The sequence below is a fragment of the Sagittula sp. MA-2 genome, assembly GCF_030126985.1.
In the GTDB taxonomy this organism is placed as follows: domain Bacteria; phylum Pseudomonadota; class Alphaproteobacteria; order Rhodobacterales; family Rhodobacteraceae; genus Sagittula.
In genome coordinates this window covers 186,571-200,908 of the sequence record NZ_CP126145.1, presented here as the reverse complement: position 1 = coordinate 200,908, position 14,338 = coordinate 186,571, and the positions used below count along the sequence as shown (strand labels likewise).

The window sequence follows — 14,338 nt, the reverse complement described above, 5'->3', positions numbered from 1 at the left end:
CCGCTTGCCGACATTCAACCGGGCGGGGGCCACGGCCCTCGCCCTTTCCTTTCCCGAAGACCTGAAGGACGCCCGCAGCGTCATCTCCCTGACGTCGATCCCGCCGCGTTTCGCAACGCTCGGCCCGGTGCTTGAGACGCTGACCATGCAGGGCGCCGATGCCGTGGTGCTCGCCCTGCCCCGCACCTTCCGCCGCTTCCCCGGCCCGACAGAGGCGCCGCCGCTGCCCGGGGGCGTGACCCTCCTGCGGTCCGAAACCGACCCCGGCCCGGCGCTGAAACTGCTGGGTGCGCTGGCCGCCTGCCCCCACGCGCGCATCACCGCCTGCGACGACGACACGCTGTATGGCGACGGCTGGCTACGCGCGCTCCAAGAGGCGGGCACCGGCCGCATCGCCACCACCGGCGCGGGCTGGTCCGTCACCCGGCTGAAACGCCGGGGCTGCGCCCCGCCCGCCACCGACATCGCACAGGGGTTCTCCGGCCTCAGCATCACCCCCGGCATGTTCGGGCCCGAGGTTTTCGATATCCCGGAGGTGGCGTGGCCGGTGGACGACATCTGGTTTTCGGGTCACCTCGCGCAGCGCGGTATCCCGATCCACGCCGTCCCCGCCGCCCGCACGCTCTGCACGCCGCTCGACCGGCCCGCCGCGCTGCAATCCGCGCAGGACCTGCCCGACCGCGCCACCGCCAACGCGGCCACGGCCTTGTGGCTCAACGACCGCTACGGCATCTGGCCGTCTCAGTTGCTCTGAACCTGCGCTGTCTCCGCGGCCGGCGGCAGCGTCTCCTGCCCCGCGATCAGCCCGTCGCCGTCGATGTCGATGTCCTGCACGAACTCCAGCCCGTATGCCCGGCTCTCCAGCATCCCTGCATAGAGCGCCTCGAACTCCTCCACGCTCATGCCATAGACCTGCGCAAAGGCCTCGTACCAGTTGTCGGTCTCGCCCACGGCGCGCCAAAAACCGATCAGGCTCTGGTCGCCGAAACGCCCGGCCAGAAGGGCAGCGGCATAGTGCGACACCGCGTAGGCCCCGGCGGTCCGCACCTCGTCATCGGTGCGCACGCTGGCCAGCGACTTCTGCGCCGCGACGGCCCGCGCCCTCAGCAGGAACAGCGCGTCGCCCGCTACATGCGCGTCCCGGGTCCAGTAGCGCGACTCCAGCACCTCCGCCGTACCCTCAACCATCCAGGCCGGCCCAAGGCGGCGGCGCACCGTCTCGCCCTTGCGCACCCAGCGCTCCACCTTGTCGTAGGCCATCTCGCGCTGCATGTGGTGGACGTACTCATGCACCATGACCGAGGTCAGCGTGTCCCGCGCCAGCCGGAGCTGCGCGGCATCCTCCACCCCCATCGCCAGCCCGCAGAAGGTCATCACGTCGCGGTACATGCTGCCGCCCAGCCCCCGCGTGCCAAGGCAGTTCCGCTCGGCGGAGGCGCGCAAGGTGGTGCCGGGGATCTGCTGCCCCTCCTCCGTCGTGCGCACCAGTTCGCGGAAGGCCTCCGGGGTGACGGCGGCAGCGATCTCCACCCGGCTGGCCAGCCGCACGCCGTACTGCTCCGCCATGTAGGTGCGCGCCTGCGCATGCGCCGCCAGCAGGGCGCGGCGCATCTGCGGGCTGACCTCGTCGGAGACATGCACCTCCGGCATCCTGTAGGACGGCATGAACGGCAGGGCATCGAGGTGAAAGCGCCCGATCTCGCGGCACCAGCCGACGGCGGCCCGGCGCGAGAACTCCGGCAGCCGCCCGTAGGCCTCCCGCGCCTCGGGCGCGCTCTCCGCCACCAGCGCCGCCACGGCGGCCTTTGTGCGCGGGCCCGACTGGCCGTCCACCGGCCCCGGATCCTGCCCCAGCGCGGAAAGCTGGTTCTGCACGCAGGCGACATGCGCGTCGCCCGCAAGGACCGGGCCGGACAGGCCGCACAACAGGAAAAGGATCGCTGCGACGAAGCGCATGGCACCTCTCTGGACAGAACGCACCCGGGGGCACGCCGGACGAGCCAAGCGCATGTGCCCCGACCTGTCAAATCAAAGCGGGGTTAGCCGCCGGGGTCATCCGGCAGGGCACGCGACTCTCGGCTGTGGGAAGGAAAGCGCCCGGGACATCGGGCCATCGCCCGCTGCGGGCACACCGGAAAACGGCGCGCCGCGCGGGGACACCGGGCCGGGCGCCACAGGGGCGCCCGCCGGCTGGTCTCAGTGCACCGTCACGGGTGCCAGGTCGTTCTGACGGGCCAGCGCGAAGGCCAGGCTCCGGTTCTTCACAAGCGCCAGACGCTCGCCATCGGCGCGGTGCACGGCATAGATCGTCTCGCGGCCGTCCATCTGGTCCTGCATCTCTTCCGGCAGCTCGTCGCGCTGCACGGGACGCACGTAGACCGTCCGGCCTTCGTCCATCAGCTTGGAAATGTCGTACTTGGTATGCATCCAGTTACCCCTTCCTGATCTTGATCGTCTGAACCACGGTCTCCGGCTGGTTCTGCGTCAGGTCGACGTGCAACAGCCCGTTTTCCATCACCGCTTCACCCACCTCGACGCCGTCCGCCAGTACGAAACTGCGCTGAAACTGCCGCGCGGCAATGCCGCGGTGCAGGAAAATGCGCTCGGCCGAGTCGTCGCGCGACCGTCCGCGGATCACCAGTTGCCGGTCCTCGACCGTGATCGAGAGGTCCTCCTCGCGGAAACCCGCGACAGCCAGCGTGATGCGGAAAGAGTGTTCGGACGTCTGTTCGATGTTGAACGGCGGATAGCCTTCCGACGTCTTCGCGGTCCTCTCCAGCAGCCGTTCCAGCTGCTCGAACCCCAGCATGTGCGGGTAGGACCCCAGTGTGAGTTTGCTCATGGACGCATTCCTTTCAGTCCTTGATACAAGCGACCGTTTCGCGCGTGTCCCTGTCGGCAACCCGCACACCCGGAATATGGGAACAGCCGATGGACCGCGCAAGGGTCTTTGCGCAGAGCCTTCTCTTCGCTATGTTGATGTTTCACGGAGCTTTCAGGAGTCGGCAGATGAACGCCCCAACGGACATCTCCATGAAGAACGACGAGGTCCTGCGCGTCGAACTCGAGGTCTTTCGCAGGGAACACCGCGACCTGGACGAATCCATCCGTGCGCTGCAGACCACCGGCACCGCCGACCAGATCACGCTGCAGCGCCTGAAGAAGAAGAAGCTGCTTCTCAAGGACCGCATCGCGCTGATCGAGGACCGGCTGACCCCCGACATCATCGCCTGAGGAAGGCCGCGGCGCCCGTTGCACCCGGCGCCCGGCCCCCTATAAAGAGGCTTTCCCGCACAGGATCAGGGGCAGCGGCATGACAATCGAGATCGGCATCATCATGGGCAGCCAATCGGACTGGCCCACCATGAAGGAGGCCGCCGAGGTGCTCGACGAACTCGGCGTCCCGCACGAGGTCAGGATCGTCTCCGCCCACCGCACCCCGGACCGGCTGTGGGAGTACGGCAAGACCGCGGCCGAGCGCGGGCTGAAGGTCATCATCGCGGGCGCCGGCGGCGCGGCCCACCTGCCCGGCATGATGGCGTCGAAGACCCGCGTGCCGGTCATCGGCGTCCCGGTCGAGACCAAGGCGCTCTCAGGCGTCGATTCGCTCTATTCCATCCTGCAGATGCCGCGCGGCTTCCCAGTCGCCACCATGGCGATCGGCGGCGCAGGTGCGAAGAACGCGGGCCTGATGGCCGCGGCCATCCTCGCCAACACCGACCCCGACCTCGCCCGCCGCCTCGACGACTGGCGCACCGCCCTCGCCGCCTCCATCCCCGAGGAACCCGTGCGCGACTGACCCTGTCCGGGAAAGTCCCGCGCCCGCCCTTCATCTTGGCAAAAATACCGCGGGGGAGTCACCGCAGGTGACGGGGGCAGAGCCCCCGCTTGCAACGCCGGCCATCCCGCGCCAGACAGCCGAAAACACGGAGATCAGCCATGTCCCCTCTCCCCACCGGCGCCACCATCGGCATTCTCGGCGGCGGCCAGCTTGGCCGCATGCTCTCGGTCGCGGCCTCGCGCCTCGGCTTCAGGACGGTGATCTTCGAACCGGGCGGCGACTGCCCGGCCTCGCACGTGGCGAACTACCACCTGCAGGCCTCCTACGAGGATGAGGACGCCCTGCGCCGCTTCGCCGAAAGCGTCGACGTCATCACCTACGAGTTCGAGAACATCCCGACCTCGGCGCTCGACCTGCTGGAAAGCCTGAAGCCCATCCACCCCAACCGCGAGGCGCTGCGCGTCAGCCAGGACCGGCTGACCGAAAAGACCTTTCTCACCGGCCTGGGCCTCGCCACCGCCCCCTTTGCCGACGTGCCCGATGCGGCGGCGCTCGACGCGTCGCTGGAAACCATCGGCGCGCCCGCGATCCTCAAGACCCGGCGCTTCGGCTATGACGGCAAGGGGCAGGCCCGTCTGAAGAGCGCGGACGATGCCGCAGAGGCGCTGGCCGACATGAACGGCGCCCCGGCGATCCTCGAAGGCTTCGTGGACTTCTCGAAGGAGATCTCGGTGATCGCCGCCCGCAGCCAGGACGGCCAGGTCTCGGCCTTCGACCCCGGCGAGAACGTGCACGAGGGCGGCATCCTGCGCACCACAACCGTCCCCGCCGAGGTCCCCTCGCGCCTCATGACCGATGCCGTGCTGCTGGCGGGCCGCATCCTCAACGCGCTCGATTACGTCGGCGTGATGGGGGTCGAGCTGTTCGTCACGCCCAAAGGCCTGATCGTGAACGAGATCGCGCCGCGGGTGCACAACTCCGGCCACTGGACGCAGAACGGCTGCCTCGTCGACCAGTTCGAACAGCACATCCGCGCCGTGGCGGGCTGGCCGCTGGCCAACGGCGAGCGTCACTCCGACATCGTGATGGAGAACCTGATCGGCGACGACATGGACCGCCTGCCCGATCTGATGGCCGACCCGGCGGTGGCGCTGCACCTCTACGGCAAGGCGGAGGTGAAGCCGGGCCGCAAGATGGGCCACGTCAACCGGCTGGTGAAGGGCTGAGCCTCCGGTAGCCGGGTTTCGCTGCCTCCGGCAGCGACCCGCCGGGGGTTTCACCCCCGGACCCCCAAGGTATTTCGGCCAAGATGAAGGGGGTCCGAACCTTTCCGGAGAGGCCGGGTGTTTCTTTGGACGGGCAGTTCCGGGACCGGTGTTTCAGCCGATCTCCCGCACCAGCTCCGGCAGGCCCGACAGATCCGCGATCTCGCGGAAGCGCGCGGCGTCGGGTGCCTCGGCGTGTTCCAGCGCCCAGGCGAGGTCATGCGGCACATGGACGCCCCAGGCCCCGGCCGCGATGGCCGGCACCACGTCGGACTTCATCGAGTTGCCGACCATCATCGCCGCCTCCGCCCCACCCGGCATCGCCCCGAAGATCCGCGCGTAGGTGGCAGGCCGCTTGTCCGACACGATCTCCACCGCGTCGAACAGATCGCCGAGGCCCGAGGCCGCCAGCTTGCGCTCCTGGTGCAGGAGGTCGCCCTTGGTGATCAGCACCAGCCGGTGGCCCGGCGCCAGGGCGTGCACCGCCTCCTCGGCATGGGGCAGAAGTTCGACGGGATGGGCCAGCATCTCGCGCCCGGCCTCCAGCAGTTCGCCGATGACGGAGGCGGGCACGCGGCCGTCGGTGACCTCGATCGCGGTCTCGATCATCGACAGGGTGAACCCCTTCACGCCGAATCCGTAATGGCCGATGTTGCGCCGCTCCGCCGCGACCAGCCGCTCCTCGAGGTGCGCGCGCTCTGCATGATCCTTGAGCAGGTCGGCGAATTTCTCCTGCGTGCCCACGAAGAACCGCTCGTTGTGCCACAGCGTGTCGTCCGCGTCGAAACCGATTGTTAGCAGATTTTGCGCCATTTTGTATTCATCCTCCGTGCCCCCCTTTTCGCCGGAGGCCTCGCGGCTATATAAAGTGGCCGTATACCGGAACGCAAAGCGCGACAGGCACATATGACAGACGCCCCGCAGAAGTGGACGATGGCCGCAGACGAGCCGGATGATGGTCAGGGTGAAACCGGCGTCGTCACCAAGACGAAGCCGAAGACCAAGCGCCCTCCGCTCTACAAGGTCCTGCTGCTGAACGACGACTATACGCCGATGGAATTCGTCGTGCACGTTCTCGAACGGTTCTTCGGCATGACCCACGCACAGGCGTTCGAGGTCATGCTGACCGTGCACAAGAAGGGGGTCGCCGTGGTCGGCGTCTTCAGTCACGAGATCGCGGAAACCAAGGTCGGGCAGGTCATGGATTTCGCCCGCCGCCACCAGCACCCCTTGCAGTGCACCATGGAAAAGGAATAGGCCCCCGGTTTCACGGGACGGGGCCACACATGCCTTGTCCCCCAGAGACAAGGGAACGGTCTTTCCGCTCATGACATCCGAACGCCTCCGCTTCGCCATAGAGACCGGCGGCCTCGTCCTTCCGGACGACGGGCCGCTGGCCCTGATCGGTGCGCCCGCCGATGCCCCCGTCGACATGCTGGACACGACCCGCGTGACGGTGATCCAGACCGATGCCGCCGCGCATGACGGCTGGGCCGCCCGCGGCCTGCCGACCGCCACCGCGCCCGAGGGCCGCTATGCCGCCGCCATCGTCTCCCTCCCCCGCGCCCGCGACGCCGCCGAGGCGCGGCTTGCCCTCGCCGCGCAGCACGCCGAGATGGTGGTGGTCGACGGCGCCAAGACCGACGGGGTGGAGGCGATCCTGAAGGCGCTGAAGCAGCGCGTGACGCTCGACGGACAGGTGTCCAAGGCGCACGGGCGCTGCGCATGGTTTCATCCGGGCGAGGCGCTGGCGGACTGGGTTCGCCCCGCGCAGGCGCGGAACGCCCATGGCGACTGGGTCGCGCCGGGCGTCTTTTCCGCCGATGCGCCGGACGAGGCCTCCGTCGCGCTGGCCGGGGCCCTGCCGCTGCTCAAGGGCGACGTGGCCGACCTGGGCGCCGGCTGGGGCTGGCTCTCGCGCGAGATCCTGCGCCACCAAGGCGTGAAGACCCTGCACCTCGTCGAGACGGAGAAGACCGCCCTCGACTGCGCCCGCCTGAACGTCACCGATCCGCGCGCCGTCTTCCACTGGGCCGACGCCACCACATGGACCCCGCCGCAGCCGCAGGGTGCGCACGCGCCCCGCAGGCTCGACGCGGTGGTCATGAACCCGCCGTTCCACGCCGGCCGCCGCGCCGATCCCGCGCTTGGCCGCGCCTTCATCGAGGCCGCCGCCCGGGTGCTTGCGCCGCATGGCCAGCTCTGGATGGTCGCCAACCGTCACCTCCCCTACGAGACCGCCCTCACCGCGCTTTTCCGCGATGTGGCCGAGATCGGGGGCGACTCACGCTTCAAACTGTTGCACGCTGCCCGGGTCATCCGGACGCGGCGCTGACCGCCGAACGAGGAAAGGCGCGAACCATGAGTTTCTCCATCGAGGGCAAGACCGCCATCGTCACCGGCGCCGCGAACGGCGTCGGGCTCGCCATCGCCAAGCACTTCGCCAACAACGGCGCCAACGTCATGCTCGCCGACATGGACGAGGTGCGGCTGGCCAAGGAATGCGAGAAGGGCGACGAGGACAGCATCAAGTTCTTCGCGGGCGACCTGCGGGAAAAGCTGACGCTGGCCAACCTGCTGTCGGCGACGCTGGACGCCTACGACCGCGTCGACATCCTGGTGAACGGGTCGCGGCAGATGCTGCCGACCGACCCGCTCGACCTCGAGGACAACACCCTCGACAAGCTGCTCGACCAGAACCTGATGACCGCCTACCGGATGAGCCAGCTCGTGGCGCGCCGGATGATCAAGCAGGCGGAGGGCCAGACCGAAGGCCAGGTCGGTGCCATCGTCAACCTCTCGTCGATCGCGGCCCGCCGCACCCATCCGGAGCTTCTGGCCTATTCCGTGTCCTGCGCCGCGCTGGACCAGATGACCCGTTCGATGGCGGTGGCGCTGGCGCCCAGCCGCATCCGGGTGAACGCGCTGGCCTTCGGCTCGGTGATGTCCGCCAGCCTGAAGGACACGCTGAAGGAACACCGCGACTACCGCTCCGACATCGAGAACCACACCCCCCTTGGTCGCATCGCCCCCCCGCGCGAGCTGGCCGAGGCGGTGCAGTTCCTCTCCAGCGACGGCTCGGGCTTCATGACCGGGCAGGTCATGACGGTGGACGGCGGGCGCACCCTGCTGGACCCGGTGGCCGCGCCCGCGCACTGACCGCAGACCCCCGGCTGTCTGCACCGCCGGCACCCTCGCGTCGCGTTGCCCCTGCCCCGGCCCGCCGCTAATGTCCGCCCGAATGCGAGGAGACACCGCCATGATGACCGCCGAAAAAGACCGCGCCAGCGCGTGGTTCCGTGACCTCCGCGACCAGATCGTCGCGGCCTTCGAGGCGCTCGAGGACAGCCATGAGACAGGTCCCTTCGCCGAAGGCAACGCCGGCCGGTTCGACGTCACCCGGACCAGCCGCCAGTCCGACGACGGTTCCGACGCGGGCGGCGGGCTGATGAGCGTGATGCGCGGCGGGCGGGTGTTCGAGAAGGTCGGCGTCAACGTCTCCACCGTCTACGGCACCCTGGGCGTGCCCGCGCAGCAGGCCATGGCGGCGCGCGGCGTCCCGGGCATCGCCGACGACCCGCGCTTCTGGGCGTCCGGCATCTCGCTGGTGGCGCACATGCAGAACCCGCACTGCCCTGCCGTCCACATGAACACCCGCATGTTCTGGACGCCCGGCGCATGGTGGTTCGGCGGCGGCTCAGACCTCAACCCGTGTATCGAGTACGACGAGGACACCGCCCATTTCCACGCCACCCAGAAGGCCCACCTCGACCCCCACGGGACCGAGCACTACCCGGCGCTGAAGGCCTGGGCGGATGAGTATTTCTACATCCCCCACCGCAAGCGCGCGCGCGGCGTCGGCGGCATCTTCATGGACGACCGCAACTCCGGCGACTGGGAGGCGGATTTCGCCCTGACGCAGGACATCGGCCGCGCCTTTCTGCCCGCCTACCTGCCGCTGATCGAGAAGCGCCGCACGCAGCCCTTCACCGATGCGGACAAGGACGTGCAGCTCGTGCACCGCGGGCTTTATGCCGAATACAACCTGGTTTACGACCGCGGGACGAAGTTCGGACTGGCCACCGGACACGACGCGAATGCCGTCCTGATGAGCCTTCCTCCGCTGGCGAAATGGGTCTGAAACATTCGTGAACACCCACCTTTGAGAGGGCTTGCAAGACACCTTGCAAAATCATAAATCACCCGCCGTGACCAAAGGGAAATTCCCGGTCATGGCCGGAGATTCTGGCGCCTCCGAACGCTGCCAATCGTTCGCGCCCCGTGGCCCCGGCCCCATCTCATGGGGCTTATCTTGACCTATCACGACATCGACGCGTCCGCTCCGGTTGCTGCCCGCGCGGACATCCTTATCGAGGCACCGGCTTCGGCCGTATGGGCCGTGCTTTCCGACGTCCCGAGCTGGCCCGCGTGGTTCAGAAACGTGGAGTGGATCAGCGCCCACATCCCGCTGGTGCCCGGCACCGCCTTCGAGATGCGCGCCAACCGCCAGACCGTCCGCGCACGCCTGCAGGTGGTCGACCCGAAGCATCAGCTCGGCTGGACCAGCGCCGCGCTCTTCGTATCGGCGGGGCACCTGATCACGCTGGAGGACCACGGCAAGACGACCCACGTCCATGCCACCGCCTCCTACCGCGGCGCCTGGCCGATGGCCCTGCCGAAACAGGCGAAACGCCACGCCAAGGCGGTCCTGATCGAGGGGCTCGCCGATCTCAAGGCCGCCAGCGAGGGCAAGAAGCCGACGCTGCACCGCGCCGCCTGAAACATCCCTGAACCAGACGGCCGGGCGGCGGGACACCGCCCCCGGCCAGACACTCCGGCCACACGCCCCGGCACCACCGCTCAGGCGTCCCGCCACTCCCCCGGCGCGAGCCCTTCGACCGACCAGTCGCCCACCGACCAGCGCACCAGCCTGAGGCAGGGCAGGCCCACATGCGCCGTCATCCGCCGCACCTGCCGATTGCGCCCTTCCGAGATCGTCAGCGACAGCCACGCATCGGGCACCGACTTGCGGAACCGCACCGGCGGATTGCGCGGCCAGAGGTCGGGCGGGTCGATCGCCACGCACTCCGCCCGCCGGGTCGGCCCGTCGTTCAGCTCCACACCCTCGCGCAGCGCCCGGATCTGGTCCTCGGTGGGCGTGCCCTCCACCTGCACGAGGTAGGTCTTCGGGCGCTTGAACTTCGGCGAGGCGATGCGCGCCTGCAGCCGCCCGTCGTCCGTCAGCACCAAGAGCCCCTCGGAATCGCGGTCGAGCCGCCCTGCCGGGTAGACGCCCTTCACCTCGACGAACTCCGACAGGGTCGAACGCGGGCTGTCCGCGTTGCCCTTGTCGGTGAACTGCGACAGCACGCCCATCGGCTTGTTGAACAGGATCACCCGCGCCATCACCGCCGCTCCCTGAAGAAACCCGTCAGCAGGGCCGAGGCCGCCTCTGCCCCGATCCCGTCGTAGACCTCCGGCACGTGGTGGCACTGGGGGTGCGAGAAGATCCGCGGCCCCTGCGCCACGCCGCCCGACTTCGGGTCCGCCGCGCCGTAATACAGCCGCGCCACCCGCGCGAAGGAGATCGCCGCCGCGCACATCGGGCAGGGCTCCAGCGTCACGTAGAGGTCATGCCCTGGCAGCCGGTCCGACCCCGCCGCCGCGCAGGCCGCGCGCAGGGCCAGCACCTCCGCATGGGCCGTGGGGTCCGACAACTCCCGCGTGCGGTTGCCCGCGCGGGCCAACACCTCGCCCGAAGGCGCCACGACGACCGCGCCCACGGGCACTTCGCCCCGGGTTGCCGCCGCGCGCGCCTCTGCCAGCGCCGCGTCCATGTGCGAACGAAAGACCATGTCCCCCCTTAGCGCGCGGGCGTGAGGCAGGAAAGCCGCTTCCCCCGGCCCCTGCCGACACGGTAAGAGGCCCCATGGACAACAAGACCCCTCCCGGAGACCGAATCGCCAAGGTCATCGCCCGCGCCGGCCGCGCCAGCCGCCGCGAGGCAGAGCGCATGATCGCCGAAGGCCGCGTTGCGGTGAACGGCACGGTCATCGACAGCCCGGCCCTGAACGTCACCGACAAGGACCGCGTCACCGTCGACGACGTGGCCCTCGACGGACCGGAGGAGGCGCGGCTCTGGCTGTACCACAAGCCCACCGGCCTTGTGACGACCACCAAGGACGAACAGGGGCGGCCGACGATCTACGACGACCTGCCCGACGACCTGCCGCGCGTGATGTCCGTGGGCCGGCTCGACCTCAACTCCGAGGGCCTCTTGCTGCTGACCAACGACGGCGGCCTGAAGCGGCGGCTGGAGCTGCCCTCCACCGGCTGGCTGCGGCGCTACCGGGTGCGGATCAACGGGCGCCCGACCGACCCGATGCTGCAACCGCTGCGCGACGGTCTGACCGTCGACGGCCAGACTTTCCAGCCGATGATCGTCAGCCTGGACCGCCAGCAGGGCGCCAACGCCTGGCTGACCGTGGGCCTGCGCGAAGGCAAGAACCGCGAGATCCGCCGCGCCATGGCCGACCTCGGCCTGTCGGTGAACCGGCTGATCCGCATTTCCTACGGGCCGTTCCAGCTTGGCCAGATGAAGCCGGGCGAGGTGCAGGAAGTGCGCCGCAAGATCCTGCGCGACCAGCTGGGTCTCGGACTGGACGCCGAACCCGATCCGGAGGCAAAGCCAAAGCCGCGCCTCCAGCCCCGCGCCCGCAAAGCGGCCGACCCCACCGGCGCAAAGCCCGTTCCGGCACGCTCCGGCGGCGGAAAGCCCTCTGCAAGCGCGGACGGTTCGTCCCGGCATCCGGGCAAGCCGGGGGCGAAACCCGCAGGCAAGCCCGCCGGTAAATTTGCTGGTAAATTCGCCGGCAAATCCGGCCCCAAACCGGGCACCCGGGCAGATGCGAAGGCCGGTCCGTCGAAGGGCAAACCCGCACGCTCCGGGCCGTCGCGCCCGGGGAGCGGCCCTAAGTCGCCAAGGCCGCGCCGGGACTAGACGCCTTAACGATCTGTTCACCATTTCAAGGTTTTTCCCGGACAGCGCCGCGTTTTCGCCCGGATTCGGCACGAGGTTGAGGTCATGATGACATCGACTCTCGCCCTTCTCATCCTGTTCGGCTCTGCGCTTCTGGTGCTGAGCTACCTGCGCGTCGTCGTGCAGGACACCTGCTCGATGCTGGCCCGATGCGCCGGGCGCGCGCGGGACAGCGGGCAGATGATCTCGCGCGGGGCCTTTGTCACGCTCTGGCTTCTGATCTTCTTCCTGAGCTTCTACTGATGCGCAGACTCCTCGCCATGCAGCGCCCGGCGGAGGCGCCCCCGGAATGCCCGAACCAGGACACGGGGCTCAACTTCCTGTTCCTGGCGGCCTTTCCGCTGTTCGCCTGGATGTTCTACGGCGGGTTCTCCGCCATGGCCACGGCCCTCGTCGAACTCTGGATCCTCTCCGTCGCGCTGCGGCTGATCGCGCACGGCACGCGCCTGCACGCCATCTACCGTGTCACTCCCGGCGCGAAGGCCCCGCGCATTCCCCGCAAGCTCCTCGGCTCGCTGCTGATCGGCACGATGATCGTCGTGCTGGCCAGTCACCGCTTCGAGGACATCGTCCTGCCGCTGCTGATCGGCGTCTGCGGCTTCGGCCTCGGCATTGCCGCCTTCGGGCTCGACCCGATGCGCGACAAGACCGATGTGCGTGCCGACAATGGCCGGCAGGAGGCCGACATCCTGCTGGAACAGACGGATCACCGGCTGGCGATGATCGCCGACCGCATCGCCATGCTGGAAGACGCGGAGATCACCCGCCGCACCGAAGCCGCCCGCACGCTGATTCTACGCCTGATGCGCGGCTTCGCCCGCGACCCCCGGTCGCTGGCCCGGCTGGCGCGCCCGGTCGACAAGTTCGTCAGCCTGCTCGACGCGGAATCGAACCGGCTCTGCGACGCGCGCTCCGGCGAGGGTGCCCAGTTCGCCCGTCGCCGCTACATCGCCAAGCTGGACGTCATGACCGAAAGCTTCGAGACAAGCGCCCGCAGGACCCGTGTGCGCGGCGACAAGGACGATTTCGAGATGGAGGCCGACCTCCTGCTCGACCGGATGCCCACCAACAGCGCCGCCTGACGACCGCCCCGCGGCCCTTTCCTTCCCCGCCTCCCGGCAGGTCAACGGACAGGTCGTCCGTGGGCAAGGTGACGCTGACTGTGGATAGTTCCCCCTAGCAAGTGCAGCATTTAGCCCCTAAGTTTCGGTCACACGCAGACCATCGGGGGCCTGGATGTCCGGAAACGCCTTGCAGAAGATCAGCTATATCCTGCTGATCGTCCTCCTCTTCGGAGTGTCCACGGGCTGGCTCGGGGGCCTTTGAGCGATGGCAAAGCGCTATGGCGGAAAATACAGCCCCGACGGGGACATGGCGGGAAAACCGACGCTTCGTGAGGACCGTGCCGAGGTCCGCGCCTACAAGGGCGCAAAGGTCGCGCCGGCCGGTGCCCGGTCCAACGTGCTGTTCATTCCCGGGCTGCTCCTCGCCTTCTTCTCGATCAACGAAGCGCCGGCCGACATGGCCGTGGGCCTTCTGGGCGCCGGGTCGCTGATCCTTGGTGCGTGGCTCCTGCGCGACGGGCTGCAGGCCGAATCTGCCTACCACGAACGCAAGATCGCCCGCCGCCCGTCGATCCCGCGCAAGCTGTTCGCGGCGGGCCTCTGCGGCATCGGTGCCGCACTGGCCGCCTGGACGTCGCAGCACGGTGTCGCGGCCCCGGCGATCTACGGCGTCGTCGCCACCGCACTGCACATCGGCGCCTTCGGCATCGACCCGATGAAGGACAAGGGCATGGAGGGCATCGACACCTTCCAGCAGGACCGCGTGGCCCGCGTGGTCGACGAGGCGGAGCGCCACCTCGCCGCCATGAACGAGGCCGTGAAGCGCGCCGACGACGCCCAGTCCGAGGCCCGCGTCGAACGCTTCACCGTCAAGGCCCGCGAGATGATCCGCACGGTGGAGGAAGACCCCCGCGACCTGACCGCCGCCCGCCAGTTCCTCGGCGTCTACCTGATGGGGGCGAAGGACGCCGCCATCAAGTTCGCGGATATCTATTCGCGCACCCGCGACCGCGGGGCCAAAACCGATTTCATGATGTTGCTCACCGATCTCGAAGAGAGCTTCGACAAGAAGATCGAAAAACTGCTTGAGGACGACAACGCCGACCTCAACATCGAGATAGAGGTCCTGCGCGAGCGCCTGCAGCGCGAAGGCGTGCATCTCGACCGGAAGTTGGGCTGAAATTTTAAA

At 68.7% G+C, this 14,338-nt stretch carries 19 protein-coding genes; 13 read left to right on the top strand and 6 right to left on the bottom strand.

Annotated features, from left to right (window positions below; translation table 11 throughout):
• The first annotated feature begins 4 nt into the window (after positions 1–4).
• On the top strand, positions 5–754 hold the full coding sequence (locus QNI11_RS01040) for a hypothetical protein (RefSeq protein WP_283982006.1): 750 nt from the start codon (positions 5–7) through the stop codon (positions 752–754).
• On the opposite strand, the gene QNI11_RS01035 is transcribed toward QNI11_RS01040, so the two are convergent.
• The 3 genes from QNI11_RS01035 to QNI11_RS01025 all read right to left on the bottom strand — a co-directional run bounded on the left by QNI11_RS01035 (position 742) and on the right by QNI11_RS01025 (position 2,842).
• Positions 742–1,956, bottom strand: coding sequence for a peptidoglycan-binding protein (locus tag QNI11_RS01035; protein WP_283982005.1), 1,215 nt, complete (start codon positions 1,954–1,956; stop codon positions 742–744). The genes QNI11_RS01040 and QNI11_RS01035 overlap by 13 nt on opposite strands.
• A gap of 240 nt (positions 1,957–2,196) precedes the next feature.
• On the bottom strand, positions 2,197–2,427 hold the full coding sequence (locus QNI11_RS01030; protein WP_283982004.1) for a DUF1150 domain-containing protein: 231 nt from the start codon (positions 2,425–2,427) through the stop codon (positions 2,197–2,199).
• 4 nt (positions 2,428–2,431) lie between these two features.
• Positions 2,432–2,842, bottom strand: coding sequence for an Hsp20 family protein (locus QNI11_RS01025; RefSeq protein ID WP_100928212.1), 411 nt, complete (start codon positions 2,840–2,842; stop codon positions 2,432–2,434).
• A gap of 167 nt (positions 2,843–3,009) precedes the next feature.
• Here QNI11_RS01025 and QNI11_RS01020 point away from each other — a divergent pair, with 167 nt between their 5' ends.
• From QNI11_RS01020 to QNI11_RS01010, 3 genes are all read left to right on the top strand, one after another.
• Positions 3,010–3,234, top strand: coding sequence for a YdcH family protein (locus QNI11_RS01020; RefSeq protein ID WP_100928213.1), 225 nt, complete (start codon positions 3,010–3,012; stop codon positions 3,232–3,234).
• A 79-nt stretch (positions 3,235–3,313) separates the two neighbouring features.
• A complete protein-coding gene (gene purE / locus QNI11_RS01015; RefSeq protein WP_283982003.1) occupies positions 3,314–3,799 on the top strand; it encodes a 5-(carboxyamino)imidazole ribonucleotide mutase in 486 nt (161 codons plus the stop codon).
• 140 nt (positions 3,800–3,939) lie between these two features.
• Positions 3,940–5,007 carry a 5-(carboxyamino)imidazole ribonucleotide synthase gene (locus QNI11_RS01010; RefSeq protein ID WP_283982002.1) on the top strand — a complete coding sequence of 356 codons (1,068 nt, stop codon included), beginning with the start codon at positions 3,940–3,942 and terminating at the stop codon, positions 5,005–5,007.
• A gap of 153 nt (positions 5,008–5,160) precedes the next feature.
• On the opposite strand, the gene QNI11_RS01005 is transcribed toward QNI11_RS01010, so the two are convergent.
• A complete protein-coding gene (locus tag QNI11_RS01005; RefSeq protein WP_100928216.1) occupies positions 5,161–5,859 on the bottom strand; it encodes an HAD family hydrolase in 699 nt (232 codons plus the stop codon).
• 120 nt (positions 5,860–5,979) lie between these two features.
• Between QNI11_RS01005 and clpS the strand changes: the two genes are divergently transcribed.
• The 5 genes from clpS to QNI11_RS00980 all read left to right on the top strand — a co-directional run bounded on the left by clpS (position 5,980) and on the right by QNI11_RS00980 (position 9,826).
• The gene (gene clpS / locus QNI11_RS01000; RefSeq protein ID WP_157136587.1) at positions 5,980–6,303 is read left to right on the top strand and encodes an ATP-dependent Clp protease adapter ClpS; all 324 of its coding nucleotides are present in this window, start codon (positions 5,980–5,982) and stop codon (positions 6,301–6,303) included.
• A gap of 70 nt (positions 6,304–6,373) precedes the next feature.
• Entirely contained in the window at positions 6,374–7,381 is a 1,008-nt protein-coding gene (locus tag QNI11_RS00995; protein WP_283982001.1) for a class I SAM-dependent methyltransferase, read from the top strand.
• 26 nt (positions 7,382–7,407) lie between these two features.
• A complete protein-coding gene (locus tag QNI11_RS00990) occupies positions 7,408–8,205 on the top strand; it encodes an SDR family NAD(P)-dependent oxidoreductase (protein WP_100928218.1) in 798 nt (265 codons plus the stop codon).
• A gap of 100 nt (positions 8,206–8,305) precedes the next feature.
• Entirely contained in the window at positions 8,306–9,187 is an 882-nt protein-coding gene (gene hemF, locus QNI11_RS00985; protein ID WP_283982000.1) for an oxygen-dependent coproporphyrinogen oxidase, read from the top strand.
• A gap of 171 nt (positions 9,188–9,358) precedes the next feature.
• The gene (locus QNI11_RS00980; protein ID WP_157814938.1) at positions 9,359–9,826 is read left to right on the top strand and encodes an SRPBCC family protein; all 468 of its coding nucleotides are present in this window, start codon (positions 9,359–9,361) and stop codon (positions 9,824–9,826) included.
• An 80-nt stretch (positions 9,827–9,906) separates the two neighbouring features.
• Here the strand turns inward: QNI11_RS00980 and QNI11_RS00975 are convergent, their stop codons facing one another.
• Positions 9,907–10,452: a pseudouridine synthase gene (locus tag QNI11_RS00975; RefSeq protein ID WP_283981999.1), complete on the bottom strand. Its 546-nt coding sequence runs from the start codon at positions 10,450–10,452 to the stop codon at positions 9,907–9,909.
• Complete coding sequence (locus QNI11_RS00970; protein ID WP_283981998.1) at positions 10,452–10,901, bottom strand: nucleoside deaminase; 450 nt, start codon at positions 10,899–10,901, stop codon at positions 10,452–10,454. Before QNI11_RS00970 ends, QNI11_RS00975 begins: the two co-directional genes overlap by 1 nt.
• Before the next feature lie 74 nt (positions 10,902–10,975).
• Between QNI11_RS00970 and QNI11_RS00965 the strand changes: the two genes are divergently transcribed.
• The 4 genes from QNI11_RS00965 (at position 10,976) to QNI11_RS00950 (ending at position 14,329) form a co-directional block, all read left to right on the top strand.
• Positions 10,976–12,046 carry a pseudouridine synthase gene (locus QNI11_RS00965; protein ID WP_283981997.1) on the top strand — a complete coding sequence of 357 codons (1,071 nt, stop codon included), beginning with the start codon at positions 10,976–10,978 and terminating at the stop codon, positions 12,044–12,046.
• Positions 12,047–12,130: 84 nt separating this feature from the next.
• Positions 12,131–12,328 carry a hypothetical protein gene (locus QNI11_RS00960; protein WP_100928224.1) on the top strand — a complete coding sequence of 66 codons (198 nt, stop codon included), beginning with the start codon at positions 12,131–12,133 and terminating at the stop codon, positions 12,326–12,328.
• A complete protein-coding gene (locus tag QNI11_RS00955) occupies positions 12,328–13,167 on the top strand; it encodes a hypothetical protein (RefSeq protein ID WP_283981996.1) in 840 nt (279 codons plus the stop codon). The genes QNI11_RS00960 and QNI11_RS00955 overlap by 1 nt, the downstream gene beginning before the upstream one ends.
• Before the next feature lie 247 nt (positions 13,168–13,414).
• Entirely contained in the window at positions 13,415–14,329 is a 915-nt protein-coding gene (locus QNI11_RS00950) for a 5-bromo-4-chloroindolyl phosphate hydrolysis family protein (protein WP_283981995.1), read from the top strand.
• Positions 14,330–14,338 lie beyond the last annotated feature (9 nt).

Coding starts and splice junctions, on each gene's coding strand:
- QNI11_RS00960 (WP_100928224.1), top strand. CDS start 12,131: ATGATGACATCGACTCTCGCCCTTCTCATCCTGTTCGGCTCTGCGCTT.
- QNI11_RS01025 (WP_100928212.1), bottom strand. CDS start 2,842: ATGAGCAAACTCACACTGGGGTCCTACCCGCACATGCTGGGGTTCGAG.
- QNI11_RS01005 (WP_100928216.1), bottom strand. CDS start 5,859: ATGGCGCAAAATCTGCTAACAATCGGTTTCGACGCGGACGACACGCTG.
- QNI11_RS00970 (WP_283981998.1), bottom strand. CDS start 10,901: ATGGTCTTTCGTTCGCACATGGACGCGGCGCTGGCAGAGGCGCGCGCG.
- QNI11_RS01035 (WP_283982005.1), bottom strand. CDS start 1,956: ATGCGCTTCGTCGCAGCGATCCTTTTCCTGTTGTGCGGCCTGTCCGGC.
- QNI11_RS00975 (WP_283981999.1), bottom strand. CDS start 10,452: ATGGCGCGGGTGATCCTGTTCAACAAGCCGATGGGCGTGCTGTCGCAG.
- QNI11_RS01010 (WP_283982002.1), top strand. CDS start 3,940: ATGTCCCCTCTCCCCACCGGCGCCACCATCGGCATTCTCGGCGGCGGC.
- QNI11_RS00990 (WP_100928218.1), top strand. CDS start 7,408: ATGAGTTTCTCCATCGAGGGCAAGACCGCCATCGTCACCGGCGCCGCG.
- QNI11_RS01030 (WP_283982004.1), bottom strand. CDS start 2,427: ATGCATACCAAGTACGACATTTCCAAGCTGATGGACGAAGGCCGGACG.
- QNI11_RS00995 (WP_283982001.1), top strand. CDS start 6,374: ATGACATCCGAACGCCTCCGCTTCGCCATAGAGACCGGCGGCCTCGTC.
- QNI11_RS00950 (WP_283981995.1), top strand. CDS start 13,415: ATGGCAAAGCGCTATGGCGGAAAATACAGCCCCGACGGGGACATGGCG.
- QNI11_RS01020 (WP_100928213.1), top strand. CDS start 3,010: ATGAACGCCCCAACGGACATCTCCATGAAGAACGACGAGGTCCTGCGC.
- hemF (WP_283982000.1), top strand. CDS start 8,306: ATGATGACCGCCGAAAAAGACCGCGCCAGCGCGTGGTTCCGTGACCTC.
- clpS (WP_157136587.1), top strand. CDS start 5,980: ATGGCCGCAGACGAGCCGGATGATGGTCAGGGTGAAACCGGCGTCGTC.
- QNI11_RS00965 (WP_283981997.1), top strand. CDS start 10,976: ATGGACAACAAGACCCCTCCCGGAGACCGAATCGCCAAGGTCATCGCC.
- purE (WP_283982003.1), top strand. CDS start 3,314: ATGACAATCGAGATCGGCATCATCATGGGCAGCCAATCGGACTGGCCC.
- QNI11_RS00955 (WP_283981996.1), top strand. CDS start 12,328: ATGCGCAGACTCCTCGCCATGCAGCGCCCGGCGGAGGCGCCCCCGGAA.